Genomic DNA, 13765 nt, shown 5'->3' with positions numbered 1-13765 from the left:
GACAAAAATGACAATAAATGTAAAAATTACCATTTCACTCAAGGACGGCATGCTTGACCCTGAGGCACGGGCGATCCAGCATGCACTCTCGAATTTGGGGTATGCGACAGAGACACTTTCAACAGCGCGGGTATTTAACGTGGGTCTCGATGCAGATTCTGCAGAGACGGCTGAAAGAATGGCCACCGAGATGTGCAACCGTCTCCTGGCAAATCCTGTCATCCATTCGTATGAGATTGAGGTAATATAATGAGGTTTGCTGTTCTGCAGTTTGGTGGAAGCAACTGTGACCATGACGCACAGCACGTCATCAGGGATGTATGCGGTGTAGACTGCGATCTGGTATGGTACAAGGAAGGATTCACCCGTTCCTATGATGCGATTGTGATTCCCGGAGGCTTTTCCTATGGCGATTATCTCCGTGCAGGTGCTATTGCGACACGAACACCAGTGATGCAGGACGTACGTCAGCATGCCGCGGCCGGGGGCCTTGTGCTGGGTATCTGTAATGGTGCTCAGATCGGAGCAGAAAGCGGGCTTGTTCCCGGTGTCTTTACAACGAACGAATATCCGAAGTTTATCTGTGAGTGGGTCCATCTGAAAGTTGAAAACACTACATCACCGTTTACATCACGATACACCGAAGGGGAAGTTATCCGGATTCCTATTGCTCATAAAGAGGGTAGATATGTTGCAGGAGAGGGTGTTGCACAGCAACTTCTGGATGAAGGGAGAGTGGCATTCCGATTCTGTGATGAGTTGGGTAACTGTACTCCGGAAAGCAATCCAAATGGTTCAGCACTGAATATCACCGGTGTCCTGAGTGAAGATCAAAATGTATTGTTGATGATGCCGCATCCGGAACGGGCGGCTGAATCCATTCTTGGTTCGGATGATGGTAAAAAACTCTTTGATTCTATGATTGAATATTGTGAAAGGAGAGAATGAGATGGCAGATAAAATTGATTCGGATGATGAATCCAGACTCCAGGAAACGATTCTTGCATGGGCACGGGAATATGCTGCATCACGCGGATGGAAGGTAAATCCGAATGACAAGCAGTTAGGGGCAGTCATTAAAGGGCTTGCACGAAATACCGTCCGATTTGGTGAACAGTATTGTCCCTGCCGGATGAGAACCGGTGATGTGGAAAAGGATAAGGAAATTATCTGTCCCTGTATATTCCATGAAGATGAAATAGCGAATGAAGGATATTGTCACTGTCGTCTCTACTTTGACAGTGAGGAATAATTTTTTAGGTTTTTTTATGTCTGAATCCCCAAAGATTCATGCAATTATTCCATTCAGACCCATAAATCCAAAAACCCGTCTTTCCGGAGTAATGGATCAGGAGGAACGGGAGTCATTTGCCCGTGCCATGCTTGGGGATGTCATTTCTGTTCTCCACACGGCAGGATGTTCACCATGTATTCTTTCTACGGTTCCGTTTGAGTATGGTGATGTCACGACACAGATTGACACACGGGATCTTAATGAGGCACTGAATGCATATCTTTCCCGGCAGAAGATGCCTGTTCTCATAATCATGTCAGATCTCCCTCTGGTTACGCCGGATGCTATACAGCGCCTTTTGTCATGCACTGCGGATGTTGGTATTGTGCCCGGGCGTGGTGGAGGAACAAATGTTCTATACGTCAGAAAGCCACAGGAATTCCGGGTGGATTATTACGGTGCATCGTTCTGTGACCATGTACGGATTGCAGAGGATGCCGGATTGAGTTATGAGGTCATTGATTCGTTTTTTATGTCAACAGACATAGATGAAAAAGAGGATCTGGTTGAAATTCTGATCCACGGTATGGGGCGATCCCGTTGTTTTCTACAGGAAATCGGGATTCAGCTCTCACTTGAACATGGCAGGGTTGGCATTCAGCGCAGCGCCCATGAATAGACACTCTTCTGCTGCAATATCCGGTATTCCGGATATTTCCTCCATCGGAAGAGATAAGCCCTGAATAATGGCGGCAGGTACTGATTCGCCTGCTTCGCCCATGACCAGTTCTGCAGCAGATGCAAGGTTGTCTGCAACTGCTTTTTTGGTTACCTCAAGTTCGCGTCCGAAGAGGTCTTCTTTCCCTACCTCATCGACCACCGCCTGCGTCCCGGCACATCCGATGGCAACACCGCTGCATCCCAGACGCATCGCATGGGTCCGTGAATCCGCGATGATGATGATGGGTGTGCACCCGGTCATTTCGTGGATTCTGTCGCGAATTGATTCAGCACTTTTATTGGGGTCGCGGGGCAGGCATACCACGGTGCCCTCGGGGGCATTTGAGCCGTCAATTCCTGCATTCGGGAGAAGCGTTCCGTTCTTCATGCAGAGGAGGAATCCCGGGATGCCGCCGATTACCGTGTCACTCTCCTGAATGACTGCTTCTGCGAGATGCGGGTTCATCCCATAGGTATCTGCGTATTGCAGGGCTTTTGGTGACGGTGTGTTCTCTGAGAGCGTTACAAGCGCTCCTTCAGCGGTTGCAACAGCATTCTCCGCGATGACCATCACATCGCCGTCCTGTAGTGTAAGACCAGTATCCCGGAGTGATTTCAGGAGGATCTCTGTGATGTCGTCGCCCGGTACAATGATGCCTGTTTTGAGACCTGTCACGGTAAATTGTATATTCATGGGATCAGATTCCGTCTATTTGAGTTTCTGGTGCACACGGATAATATCTGCGGTCTCGCGGACATCATGTGCACGGATGAGTGACGCCCCCCTGTCCATGAGGGAACAGGTTACCGCAAGAGTCCCTGCAAGTCTGTCTTCCGGACGGGTTCTTCCGGTCAAATCGCCGATAAATGTCTTTCGTGATACCGCTGCAAGAAGGGGCCGGTCAAAGTCCAGAAATTCTGAAAAATGGCGACAGAGTTCCCAGTCGTCTTCCGGTTCCCATTCCGCCGTCCATTTGCCGATGGCCGGATCAAGGATCAGGTCTTCTATGCCGTAGTGCGCTGCCCGCGAAACGACTAAGGAGAGGGCGAATGCCGTCTCTTCCACACCCTTCACGTCGCCAGGGGCGTCAACAGATGCCATGGCGATCACCGGTAGTCCGGAATCAGCGGCAATTTTGGCATATTCCGGGCTGCTGAGTCCGTGGATGTCATTTATTGCTGCAATATCGTACCGGAGTGCTGCATCCAGCACCTCGGGATACATGGTGTCAAGTGAGATGGGGATCCCCATTCCCTCAATCTGGCGAAGGGTCTCTGTTACCCGTTTTGTCTCGGTGGACAGGGGAATTACAGGCGAATTGGGTGCGGTGCTGCGTGCACCGATATCAATGATGTCTGCGCCGTCATCAACAAATCTCTGGGCAGTGGTCACGATTGATTCGGGCGGAACGAACGATTTGGAAAAAAAGGATTCGGGGCTGGCATTCATGACAGCCATAAGCCGCACTGGGCTGTTCGTTCCGATGTGTATATTTCCGATTCTGCAGGTCAGCATGAATGTTTTTTGGCTGATTCAAAGGTGTTTTCCATCAGCGTTGCGATGGTCATCGGGCCAACACCGCCGGGAACCGGGGTGATTGCCGATGCAATGGTGCTGACAGTATCAAAGTCGACATCGCCGCAGAGCTTCCCATTTTCGTCCTGGTTGATACCGACGTCAATGACGATTGCTCCCGGGGAAACCATCTCTTTTGTGATGAAGTGCGCCCTGCCGATTGCACTGACAATAAGGTCTGCCCGCTTTATCACTTCCGGGAGATCCTTCGTCTTTGAGTGACAGATGGTGACCGTTGCGTCAGCGTTTAAGAGCAGGGCGGCCATTGGCCGTCCAACATCAACACTTCTGCCGATGACCACTGCATTCATTCCTTTTGGGTCAATGTCATAGACATCGAGCAGTGTCATGATACCGCCGGGTGTGCATGGCACAAACGTAGGGCGTCCTGAGAAGAGTGCTCCGATATTTTCAGGATGAAATCCGTCCACGTCTTTTTCGGGAGACACTGCTTCGATGACCGCTTCTGTATCAATGTGATCGGGGAGGGGAAGCTGGACAAGAATGCCGTCTACAGACGTATCTTCGTTGAGCGACTGAACGTGTTTAATCACTTCTTCTGTTGTTACGTCTGCCTGAAGGACAACACCAACAGAACGGATGCCTACTGCATCACACGCCTTGTGTTTCATCCGGACATACATCTGTGAAGCAGGATCCTCACCAACGATCACCGTTGCAAGCCCTGGTGAGAGTCCTGATTCCTGTATTTCACGTTTTAGGATCTCAAGACGATCCTGTGAAACTTTTTTTCCATCAATCAGCATACTGCATCAGGGTAGAGGGAGTAACCGGAAGAGAGTGTTTTCACTTCAGCTTTGATTTCTGCTTTGAGCTGGGTGTTGTCCTTGTCTTTCAGGACACGGCCGATGAAGTGTGCAATCTGTTTCATTTCATCTTCCTTCATTCCGCGTGAGGTAACAGCAGGTGTCCCTATCCGGAGACCGCTTGTAACAAACGGACTGCGTGTTTCGCGCGGGATGGTATTCTTATTGACAGTGATTCCTGCGTCTCCAAGTGCGTTTTCCGCTTCGAGACCGGTAATGCCCAGGTTTGTCAGATCAAGAAGTATCAGATGATTGTCGGTTCCGCCGGAAACAAGATCCAGTCCTTCTTCAATCAGAGTTCCTGCCATCGCCCGTGAATTTTTCACAATCTGTTTTGCATAGTCCTTGAACTCCGGTTTTAGCGCCTCTCCGAAACAGACTGCCTTTCCGGCGATGACGTGCATCAGAGGGCCGCCCTGCATACCGGGGAAGACAGATTTGTCAATAGCCTTTGCATCCTCTTCGTTGCACATAATTGCACCGCCACGAGGCCCACGTAGTGTTTTGTGGGTCGTTGTGGTTGTGAAATCAGTCACTCCAACGGATGTGGGATGTTCTCCTCCTGCAATCAGTCCTGCAATGTGTGCAATATCTGCCATGCAGTATGCGCCAACTTCTTCTGCGATTTCTTTGAATGCCTTGAAGTCGATGGTGCGCGGATATGCGCTTGCGCCACAGACTATCATCTTTGGCTTCTGTTTACGTGCCTGTTCTGCGATAGCAGCATAATCCAGTGTTTCTGATTCGGTGTCAACACCATAGTGTGAAACAGAATACCATTTTCCGGTGATATTGACCGGCGATCCGTGAGATAGATGGCCGCCCTGTGCAAGGTCCTGACTCATCATCAGATCGTTGTGTTCCATGTATGCGAAGTAGACAGCCTGGTTTGCCTGGCTTCCGGAAACTGCCTGAACATTTGCATGTTCAGCGCCATACAGTTTGCAGAGCCGGTCGCGCGCAAGGTCTTCAACCATGTCGTGATACATACAACCGCCATAATACCGTTTGCCCGGATAGCCTTCGGCATACTTGTTGGTCATAATGGAGCCTACAGCTTCGAGAACCGGCCTTGAAACTACATTTTCTGAAGCAATCAGTTCAAGACCATTGATCTGACGCGACCGCTCCATTTCAATAATATCATAGACCTCTGGATCAGATTCAGCCAGGTAAGACATATGGAGAAATGTTGAACTGAAAAGAGTATATATGTTGTTACGATGATGTCCTTCCACCGGGAATTCATCACGTTTCCGCCGTATTTCCCGGAAACACTTTCATACATGACATAACATAAGAATTATTAGATTATCTGTGAAATGATTCACTTGGGAGAGGTTCGATGGCACAGAATCAGCGGGAAATAAACCGGCTTAAGCATATTATTGAAGAGAAGGACAGGGAGATTGAGATGCTCAGAGAAAATGAAGATGGTTCTGGCAGGATGGATCCCGGAATCAGAGAAGATTTTGCCCGCCGGGTCGATGAACTGGAAGAGATGATTAAAAAGCTTGCAGCCAGTAATAATCAGGTCGCACCCCGGGACACACGGATTAATGAACTGGAAGGGATGGTGAAGGGACTGACAGAGGAACTTCTTGATCTCAAGGCCGAGGTGAGAAAATTTGGGAAAGTCCTTGAGGGGAAGGAAGAGCTAAAACCAAAACCTGAGATTCGCCGTGCGCGCCCTGCACCTGAAAAGATGGTGAAACGCCCTGAAGCATCTCCACAACCTGCAAACAAGCAGCCTGCCCGTGCGCCTGCAGAACCGGAAACGGGTACTGCAACCATTATGCAGCCCGATGGTACGCTGGCTGAAGAGCCGCGAATGAATCATGATGATCTGATCGTTGCCGGAAACCGTCCCGCAAAGATGTATCAGACAAAGGCAAATCGTGAATATCGTGGCAAAGAAGAAAAGAAGCCGCTCATCTATGCAGATGAAGATGACACTGTCGAAATAAAGAAGAAATAGTTGGGAGTCTCTTAATTGTATATAACTGAACTTGAAATTGATAATTTCAAGTCATTTGGGCGAAAAACCAAAATTCCCTTTTTTGAGGGTTTTACTGTCATATCCGGACCGAATGGTTCAGGTAAAAGCAATATAATTGACAGTATCCTTTTCTGTCTTGCACTGTCGAGTGCACGGGGGCTTCGGGCTGAGAAACTGACGGATCTTCTTAACGTTAATACCGGAAAAAATACTGCTGAAGTAGCAATTACTTTTTCAGATGATACAAAAATCCGCAGACGAATCAAAAAGACGGCACATGGATATTACAGTTATAATTATCTGAACGATCGGCTCTGCAAACAGGGAGAAATCGTTGAATTCCTTGCGAAATATGGGATAAAAGCAGAAGGATACAACGTTGTTATGCAGGGGGATGTCACGCGTATCACTGAGATGACCGACAATGAGCGGAGAAAGATCATTGACGAAATCGCTGGTGTTTCAGAGTTTGATAAGAAAAAAGATCAGGCCCTTGGTGAACTTGAGGTTGTCCGTGAGAGGATTGAGCGTGAAGAACTGGTTCTCACCGAATTAATTCGCAGACTGAGCGAACTTGAGACAGAACGGGAACAGGCAATTCGTTATCGGGAATTGCAGGAGAAACTGGATGAACTCAGGGGTTGTCGCTCTGCTGCTCTTCTCAATGAACGTAATCGTGAATTGGTTTCTTTAAATGAGATTGTCTGTAGTCATGAGAATGAGTTGGGGCAGACGGGGGAACGCAGGGGTCTTGCGATAGGTGATGCTGAAGAGATACAAAAGAAAATCTCTGAAATATCTGAAGAGATTAACCGAAAGACGGGTCGTGAATATTTAGAAATCCTTGAAAGTATTGAGTCTGCCAAAGGAAACATACGTTCACTGACCGAGTCTATTGAGCGCAATAATATTGAGAAGAAAGAAAATCTGGAGACGCTTCAGTCGATTTATACAAATTCAAAACGGGCTGAAACGAGTATAAAAGAACGCTCTGATGAAATTCGTGATCTTTCAATAGATCGCTCGAATCTTAATATGGACCTTTCCCGTTTGCAAGGGGAACGTGAAAAAATAGAAGCGTCTCTTTCTGCAGAGAGTGGAGAAGTCTCAGATGCCCGCGACCAGTTGTTTGCGTACCAGACTTCTGTTGGTGAATTAAAGGAGGCACGTTCTGATCTGATAGGGGAACGGGATCGGATGATTGAGCGGAGCCGGTTCCGGACATCAGAAAATGAGCGCCTGAACAGAAGGGTCGAGCAGATAAAAAGTGAACAGTATGATAAAGAGAACCAGTGCAGTCAATACGAATCTCTTATTAAAAAAATTGATTCTCAGAAATCAGCTGTTCAGGAACGGATCGCACGGACAGAAGCTCTTCTGATGAAGAACCGGTCTGCACAGGAAAGGCTGCGCAGAGATATTCAGTCAAAAGAACGGGAAATTATGCGCATGGAGGCGCAACAACAGGCGGCGGGGGGTGCAGGTGGCCGCGCTCTTGAAGCCATTCTTGGGATGGATGGCGTATATGGCACTGTTGCACAACTGGGTAAAGCGCCTCCCGAGTATGCCACTGCACTTGATATCGCTGCTGGCGGGCGCCTTAACTATGTTGTTGTGGAAACGGATGCTGTTGCATCGTCTGCCATTTCGTTCCTGAAGGAAAACCGTTTGGGCAGGATGACTTTTCTGCCCCTCAATAAACTGAAGCGGCAGTCGCTGCCGCCACTGAAGAGGTCATCGTCTGCTGTTATCGATTATGCTGAGAATCTTCTTGATTTTGATCCTCTGTTTGAACCTGTATTCAGACAGGTATTTTCCGGGACAGTGCTTGTCGACCATCTTGAAAATGCGCGACGGATGATTGGTTCGTATCGGATGGTCACTCTGGAGGGAGAACTCCTGGAGAAGGGTGGTGCCATGACCGGTGGATCGAGGAAACAGCGGTCCGGAGGGTTTGGCGTTGCAGTTGGTGAGGAAATTCAAAAATTAGAAGGGGAGCTTCTTGGTCTGCGATCCGAATATAATGATATTGAAGCGGCTGTTTCCAGATATTCTGATGAGGCCGAATCCGCACGGCGTGAGCGCAGTGCTGCGGACGATGAACTTGCCCGCTATCATATGCTGTATGATGAATATCAAAACAGAATCGCATCATTGAGTGAAGAACTCGATGGAATTATTCATTCACAGCAGGATCCATCGGATGAATCAAAAGAGGGCGGACGTGGACTGGCAGAAATTGAGCAGGAAATCGAGGAGAAAAATGCTCAGATCACTCAGGTTGCACGCGATATTGAGGAATTGAAAACCCGGCTGAATGCAACGAATATTCCTGCTCTGTCGGAGGAACGGGAACGTCTTTCACGTGAATGTTCTGATCTTGAGCGACGGCTCAAGAATAAGGAGGCGGATATTCACGACAAGCAACTTGAGCGTCAGCACTTTAGAAATCGTCTCGATGAATTTACTGGTCAGCGTGAAGGTATTGAAAAGAGGAATGCTTTCATCGATGATGAAAATAATAATGCAAACCTCGAGATTTCCGAGAAAAACGGCGAAATAGATATGCTTGAACAGAGAAAGCAATCATTTTCTGATGAGATTAGTGGTCTTCAGAAAGAGCATGATCGCCTGTCTGATGATCTTCATGCCGTGGAACGCCGGATTCTTGAAATTGATACCGAGATAGAAAAGATCAGATTACAGATATCTTCATTGAATGAACGAAAGATTGCTGTTCTTCAGGAAATTGCGTCTCTTAAACAGGAGGTTGGGGATCGTGAGACGGATATGACTCTTCAGGAGATTGAGAGGGGTATTGATTCTGCTGAAAGGGCTATGAAGAGAATTGGTGCTGTAAATATGCTTGCAATTGAAGAGTATGATCGCGTTGATAAACGCGTCCACGAGCGGACAGAGAAAAAAGAGGTCCTCTCAAATGAACGCACTCTCCTGATTGAGCGTATTGACCATTATGCGAAGATGAAGTATGATGCGTTCATGGAAGCGTATACGGCAATTGATACCAATTTCAGGAGAATTTTTGCAGAGTTGACACGGGGTTCCGGTCAGCTTGTTCTTGATAATGAGGATGACCCGTTTGCAGGGGGGATGACGTTCGCTGTGCAACCGCAGGGGAAAAAGGTGCACCTTCTTAATTCACTTTCCGGAGGGGAGAAATCGCTGACAACACTTTCGTTTATATTTTCCATTCAGCAGTACATGCCCGCTCCGTTTTATGCACTGGACGAAATTGACATGATGCTGGATGGTTCTAATGTGGAACGTGTTTCAACAATGATCCAGGAATTATCAACTGGTGCACAGTCTATCTGTGTCTCACTTCGTAAACCAACAATTGAACGGGCAGATCGTATTATCGGCGTTACTGCAAGGCCAGACAAATCAACGTATGTGACCGGTGTCAAAAGCAATGCATGAGGAGCCGGTTGAGATTCTGGTATCTATGGCTGAGTCCGGGGAAATTGATCCCTGGAACATTGATATTGTCGAGGTGACGGATCGGTTTCTGGGTGAGCTTGAACGGATGAAGGCTCTGGATCTGAGGATTTCTGGAAGAACTCTTTTTTTTGCCTCTCTTCTTCTGAGAATGAAATCAGAGTATCTTGAAGAAACTGAAGATGATGAACCTGATTTCATTGAAGAATCGTTTGATCTGACTGATGATTTTGATGCCGGGATCGATTTTTCATTTGATGATATATCTGAACCAATTGAAAAGCTTGAACGAGAGATTAAGCGGAGAATTGGCAGAAAAGGGAAACGAAAGAGTCCTGTCACATTATATGAACTCATCAAGGAACTGAAGACTGCTGAAAAAATGGAACGTCGGCGTACCCGCAAAAAGCGGGCGTTTCCGGATGTGGTATTTGATGCCGGGGATATTGTTTCTGTGGCCCATGAGGAAGATCTTCAGGATTTGACAGTATCTGTACATTCCTGTTTTGAGAGGATGGCAAAACGGGATAAAACTGTCACACTTTCCTCTCTGAGTTCTGAGATGAATAAGGATTACCGCGTGGTCTATCTCCCGTTATTATTTTTGATGCTTGAAGGCAAACTGATGATATGGCAGGAGGAATTTTTTGGAGATATTTACATTGATACATGGCGCGCAGAGGCATTCGATGAATAATTGTCCTGTATTTTTAAATTTCAAGCAATTATTAACAATATTTCATTTGTCCCTTTAATTCAATGATTGATTTGATTTTGTATTGGTGACAATGATTTTTCTGTAGACAAAAAATAATCCTGTACAATTCTGAATATCTGGTCAATAATTTCATTCTAATGGATAAAACAGATTCAATTTGTTCTTAGATTTGTATAGTTGATAATGTGAATTTTCTTTTTTTCTCCTAAATGATTTTAGATGCAAATAACAATCATTATAGTGTGGTAGTTACCACTTAGTTAGGTCGAATGACTGTGACAATCGGGGGCTATACTGCCTTTGTTTGCTCTGCAGGCATACAGATACCATAGAAATATGATCTTTGTACATGCCCGAACCGTTTCGGGTCGGTGCAGAGGTCTGTCTTCGGGACTTCGGAGGGAAATGCGAGGGTTTATCACCTCTTGCCGCTAATATTGAAGTCCAAGATTTTGATGGGGAACCGAAACCACTCGGATGGGAGTGTCGGTTCTGACGTTGGCACTGGCAATGCGGAAATCTATTTAGTAACCGCTAATATCCTTTAAAAAATAAGTCGAACATAAGTGTGCTTTGAAAAGCAAAACTGAGGTATCAGTTTGCCTACTTCAAGAAATTAATTCTGGTTGATCCTGCCAGAGGTCACTGCTATCGGGGTTCGATTAAGCCATGCGAGTTGAGAGGGTTTAGACCCTCAGCGGACTGCTCAGTAACACGTGGATAACCTGCCCTAAGGTGGAGAATAACCCCGGGAAACTGGGGATAATACTCCATAGATTAGAGATACTGGAATGTTCTCTAGTCGAAAGCTCCGGCGCCTTAGGATGGATCTGCGGTCGATTAGGTTGTTGTTGGGGTAACGGCCCAACAAGCCTGTAATCGATACGGGTTGTGGGAGCAAGAGCCCGGAGATGGAATCTGAGACACGATTCCAGGCCCTACGGGGCGCAGCAGGCGCGAAAACTTTACAATGCAGGAAACTGTGATAAGGGAACCCCGAGTGCCCGTATACGCGGGCTGTCCAGGTGTTTAAAACGCATCTGAAGAAAGGGCCGGGCAAGACCGGTGCCAGCCGCCGCGGTAATACCGGCGGCTCGAGTGGTGGCCACTTTTATTGGGCTTAAAGCGTCCGTAGCTGGACCCTTAAGTCTCTTGGGAAATCCGCCGGCTTAACCGGCGGGCGTCTAAGAGATACTGGGGGTCTAGGGACCGGGAGAGGTGAGAGGTACTCCGGGGGTAGGAGTGAAATCCTGTAATCCCCGGGGGACCACCTATGGCGAAGGCATCTCACCAGAACGGCTCCGACAGTGAGGGACGAAAGCTGGGGGAGCGAACCGGATTAGATACCCGGGTAGTCCCAGCCGTAAACTATGCGCGTTAGGTGTACTGGTGACCACGAGTCACTGGGGTGCCGAAGGGAAACCGTGAAACGTGCCGCCTGGGAAGTACGGTCGCAAGGCTGAAACTTAAAGGAATTGGCGGGGGAGCACCACAACGGGTGGAGCCTGCGGTTTAATTGGACTCAACGCCGGAAATCTCACCGGATAGGACAGACATATGATAGCCGGGCTGAAGACTCTGCTTGATGATCTGAGAGGAGGTGCATGGCCGTCGTCAGTTCGTACTGTGAAGCATCCTGTTTAGTCAGGCAACGAGCGAGACCCACGCCAACAGTTGCTAGCTTGTTCTCCGGAACGATGAGGACACTGTTGGGACCGCCTCTGCTAAAGAGGAGGAAGGAATGGGCAACGGTAGGTCAGCATGCCCCGAATTATCCGGGCTACACGCGGGCTACAATGGGCAGGACAATGGGTATCGACACCGAAAGGTGAAGGCAATCTCTTAAACCTGTCCCAAGTTCGGATTGTGGGCTGTAACTCGCCCACATGAAGCTGGAATCCGTAGTAATCGCGTTTCAACATAGCGCGGTGAATGCGTCCCTGCTCCTTGCACACACCGCCCGTCAAACCATCCGAGTGAGGTTTGGATGAGCCTGTGGTTTTTGCCGCAGTCGAATCTAGGTTTCGCAAGGAGGGTTAAGTCGTAACAAGGTAGCCGTAGGGGAATCTGCGGCTGGATCACCTCCTAAAGAACTGGGTATGCGGTTATTAAATAGAACGTAAAATTGCTGGTGTCAACAGGATATGGGCTTATAGCTCAGCTGGAAGAGCGCGGCGTTTGCAACGCCGAGGCCAGGGGTTCAAATCCCCTTAAGTCCATTGCCTGGTAATCAGATGTGTCCTTCGTGACATCTATTGTCTGAGAACCAGGCTACCAATGCACCCGGAGACGTGAGTTTCCGGGGAAGGGCCGAGAGTCCACAAGACTCTTAGAGGCTGTGTAAAGGTGTGCACATTGGACGTTAAATGAGTTTTAACGGACACAATCAAAAAGACATAGCTGATACAAACCTGTCAGTGGATGGCTCGGTTTCGAGTGCCGATGAAGGGCGTGCCAAGCTGCGATAAGCTCCGGGTAGGCGCATGGGAACCTATGATCCGGAGATACCCTAATGGGACCTCCTGCTTCTTCGGAAGCGATTCCGTAAGGATTGGGAACCCCCCCGAATTGAAACATCTCAGTAGGGGGAGGAAGAGAAATCAAACGAGATGTCGTTAGTAAAGGCGATCGAAAACGACATAGTTCAAACCGAATCCCTTCGGGGACATGTGGTGTTGTGAGCCTTCCGTTTAGCCAAACATCCGAAGCGGAAAATAATTCTGGAACGGTTTGCCACAGAGGGTGATAGCCCCGTACGCATACCGATGTTTTGGTGAGGAAGTGTCTCGAGTAGTGCGGGTTGGAATTCTCGCATGAACCTGGGGGTCATCAACCTCCAAAACTAAATACTCCTCGAAACCGATAGCGCAATAGTAGCGTGAGCGAAAGCTTGAAAAGTAACCCTGGAAAGGTGGTTAAAAAGTGCCTGAAAACTGATAGGTGATAGGTGTGGTTGTGGCATGAAAGGATCTTTACGTTGAAAGAACCCGTCGCGAGGCGGTAGTATGGGATGTATTGCCGGTGTCCACAACTTACGGTTTGAAGAACGGGCCAGAGAGTTTATTCTGTTGGCGAGTTAACCGGTAAGGGAAGCCGAAGCGAAAGCGACAAGTCCGTAGCATTCGTGCATGGGACGACGTATTAATCGTGCGTGTAGTCGACAGGATAAGACCCGAAGCCCAGTGATCTCATGCGTGGGCAGGCTGAAGGGTGACGAAAGTTGCGTGGAGGG

Annotated in this window: 11 protein-coding genes, 1 tRNA gene, 1 rRNA gene and 1 other annotated feature; of the genes, 9 read left to right on the top strand and 4 right to left on the bottom strand. The window is 48.1% G+C overall.

Going from position 1 to position 13765, the window contains the following annotated elements; genetic code table 11:
* The first annotated feature begins 7 nt into the window (after window positions 1–7).
* From purS to cofC, 4 genes are read left to right on the top strand one after another with little or no spacing between them, the layout of a single operon-like run.
* Window positions 8–250, top strand: coding sequence for a phosphoribosylformylglycinamidine synthase subunit PurS (gene purS / locus OU421_RS00065; protein ID WP_268186535.1), 243 nt, complete (start codon window positions 8–10; stop codon window positions 248–250).
* A complete protein-coding gene (purQ, locus tag OU421_RS00060) occupies window positions 250–948 on the top strand; it encodes a phosphoribosylformylglycinamidine synthase subunit PurQ (protein WP_268186534.1) in 699 nt (232 codons plus the stop codon). Before purS ends, purQ begins: the two co-directional genes overlap by 1 nt.
* A 1-nt stretch (window position 949) precedes the next feature.
* Window positions 950–1252: a ferredoxin-thioredoxin reductase catalytic domain-containing protein gene (locus tag OU421_RS00055; RefSeq protein ID WP_268186533.1), complete on the top strand. Its 303-nt coding sequence runs from the start codon at window positions 950–952 to the stop codon at window positions 1250–1252.
* A 16-nt stretch (window positions 1253–1268) separates the two neighbouring features.
* Complete coding sequence (gene cofC / locus OU421_RS00050; RefSeq protein WP_268186532.1) at window positions 1269–1913, top strand: 2-phospho-L-lactate guanylyltransferase; 645 nt, start codon at window positions 1269–1271, stop codon at window positions 1911–1913.
* On the opposite strand, the gene cofE is transcribed toward cofC, so the two are convergent.
* The 4 genes from cofE to glyA are packed head-to-tail and all read right to left on the bottom strand — an operon-like array spanning window position 1866 to window position 5538.
* Window positions 1866–2648: a coenzyme F420-0:L-glutamate ligase gene (gene cofE / locus OU421_RS00045; protein ID WP_268186531.1), complete on the bottom strand. Its 783-nt coding sequence runs from the start codon at window positions 2646–2648 to the stop codon at window positions 1866–1868. The genes cofC and cofE overlap by 48 nt on opposite strands.
* A 15-nt stretch (window positions 2649–2663) precedes the next feature.
* Window positions 2664–3413, bottom strand: a complete 750-nt coding sequence (gene folP, locus OU421_RS00040) for a dihydropteroate synthase (protein WP_268186530.1) — start codon at window positions 3411–3413, stop codon at window positions 2664–2666.
* A 50-nt stretch (window positions 3414–3463) separates the two neighbouring features.
* Entirely contained in the window at window positions 3464–4297 is an 834-nt protein-coding gene (gene folD, locus OU421_RS00035; RefSeq protein WP_268186529.1) for a bifunctional methylenetetrahydrofolate dehydrogenase/methenyltetrahydrofolate cyclohydrolase FolD, read from the bottom strand.
* Window positions 4291–5538, bottom strand: coding sequence for a serine hydroxymethyltransferase (gene glyA / locus OU421_RS00030; protein ID WP_268186528.1), 1248 nt, complete (start codon window positions 5536–5538; stop codon window positions 4291–4293). Before glyA ends, folD begins: the two co-directional genes overlap by 7 nt.
* A gap of 164 nt (window positions 5539–5702) precedes the next feature.
* Between glyA and OU421_RS00025 the strand changes: the two genes are divergently transcribed.
* The 5 genes from OU421_RS00025 to OU421_RS00005 all read left to right on the top strand — a co-directional run bounded on the left by OU421_RS00025 (window position 5703) and on the right by OU421_RS00005 (window position 12752).
* Window positions 5703–6335 carry a DUF7518 family protein gene (locus OU421_RS00025; RefSeq protein WP_268186527.1) on the top strand — a complete coding sequence of 211 codons (633 nt, stop codon included), beginning with the start codon at window positions 5703–5705 and terminating at the stop codon, window positions 6333–6335.
* A gap of 15 nt (window positions 6336–6350) precedes the next feature.
* Window positions 6351–9797: a chromosome segregation protein SMC gene (smc, locus tag OU421_RS00020; RefSeq protein ID WP_268186526.1), complete on the top strand. Its 3447-nt coding sequence runs from the start codon at window positions 6351–6353 to the stop codon at window positions 9795–9797.
* Window positions 9790–10512, top strand: a complete 723-nt coding sequence (locus tag OU421_RS00015; RefSeq protein ID WP_268186525.1) for a segregation/condensation protein A — start codon at window positions 9790–9792, stop codon at window positions 10510–10512. Before smc ends, OU421_RS00015 begins: the two co-directional genes overlap by 8 nt.
* 640 nt (window positions 10513–11152) lie before the next feature.
* Window positions 11153–12620, top strand: a 16S ribosomal RNA gene (locus tag OU421_RS00010).
* 59 nt (window positions 12621–12679) lie between these two features.
* Window positions 12680–12752: transfer RNA gene (locus OU421_RS00005), tRNA-Ala, on the top strand.
* A gap of 174 nt (window positions 12753–12926) precedes the next feature.
* Window positions 12927–13765: a sequence feature (23S ribosomal RNA rRNA prediction is too short), on the top strand.

It is taken from the genome of Methanogenium organophilum, assembly GCF_026684035.1.
GTDB classification, from domain to species: domain Archaea; phylum Halobacteriota; class Methanomicrobia; order Methanomicrobiales; family Methanomicrobiaceae; genus Methanogenium; species Methanogenium organophilum.
Note: the sequence above shows the minus strand (reverse complement) of the source record. Positions and strands in the feature narration are given on the sequence as shown.

What these genes read in the sequence shown, in the direction of transcription:
- purS (WP_268186535.1), top strand. Translation starts at nt 8, where the DNA reads ATGACAATAAATGTAAAAATTACCATTTCACTCAAGGACGGCATGCTT.
- purQ (WP_268186534.1), top strand. Translation starts at nt 250, where the DNA reads ATGAGGTTTGCTGTTCTGCAGTTTGGTGGAAGCAACTGTGACCATGAC.
- OU421_RS00055 (WP_268186533.1), top strand. Translation starts at nt 950, where the DNA reads ATGGCAGATAAAATTGATTCGGATGATGAATCCAGACTCCAGGAAACG.
- cofC (WP_268186532.1), top strand. Translation starts at nt 1,269, where the DNA reads ATGTCTGAATCCCCAAAGATTCATGCAATTATTCCATTCAGACCCATA.
- cofE (WP_268186531.1), bottom strand. Translation starts at nt 2,648, where the DNA reads ATGAATATACAATTTACCGTGACAGGTCTCAAAACAGGCATCATTGTA.
- folP (WP_268186530.1), bottom strand. Translation starts at nt 3,413, where the DNA reads ATGGCTGTCATGAATGCCAGCCCCGAATCCTTTTTTTCCAAATCGTTC.
- folD (WP_268186529.1), bottom strand. Translation starts at nt 4,297, where the DNA reads ATGCTGATTGATGGAAAAAAAGTTTCACAGGATCGTCTTGAGATCCTA.
- glyA (WP_268186528.1), bottom strand. Translation starts at nt 5,538, where the DNA reads ATGTCTTACCTGGCTGAATCTGATCCAGAGGTCTATGATATTATTGAA.
- OU421_RS00025 (WP_268186527.1), top strand. Translation starts at nt 5,703, where the DNA reads ATGGCACAGAATCAGCGGGAAATAAACCGGCTTAAGCATATTATTGAA.
- OU421_RS00015 (WP_268186525.1), top strand. Translation starts at nt 9,790, where the DNA reads ATGCATGAGGAGCCGGTTGAGATTCTGGTATCTATGGCTGAGTCCGGG.